Origin of the sequence: Chryseobacterium sp. SIMBA_029 (genome assembly GCF_046535275.1) — a bacterium.
In the GTDB taxonomy this organism is placed as follows: domain Bacteria; phylum Bacteroidota; class Bacteroidia; order Flavobacteriales; family Weeksellaceae; genus Chryseobacterium.
In genome coordinates this window covers 1-264 of record NZ_JAWRXA010000439.1, presented here as the reverse complement: position 1 = coordinate 264, position 264 = coordinate 1, and the positions used below count along the sequence as shown (strand labels likewise).

Below are 264 nucleotides of genomic sequence, written 5' to 3'. Positions count from 1 at the left end.
CGTGAAGCTGGAGCCGGCTGCACGCCTGCCGATGCCCGACGACAATGAAGACCGGGCGATCTACGTTGTCGAGGGCTCGATCTCTGTCGCCGGACAGGAGTTCGGAACGATGCAGATGATGGTGTTCCGTCTTGGAGACCGGATAACGGTGACGGCAGGCGAACGGGGTGCGCGCATCATGATCCTCGGCGGCGCCACGTTCTCCGGGCCCAGGTAACGCCGCACGATTAGGACCAGTCGCGATTAAGCGATTCAGGCGGCCCC

The 264-nt window shown here is 63.6% G+C and carries 1 protein-coding gene; it reads left to right on the top strand.

The genetic code is table 11. From position 1 onward, the window contains the following. Positions 1 to 217: pirin-like C-terminal cupin domain-containing protein (locus SB679_RS24750; protein WP_410704943.1), on the top strand; the 217-nt coding region annotated here is incomplete at its 5' end. Positions 218 to 264: the final 47 nt, after the last annotated feature.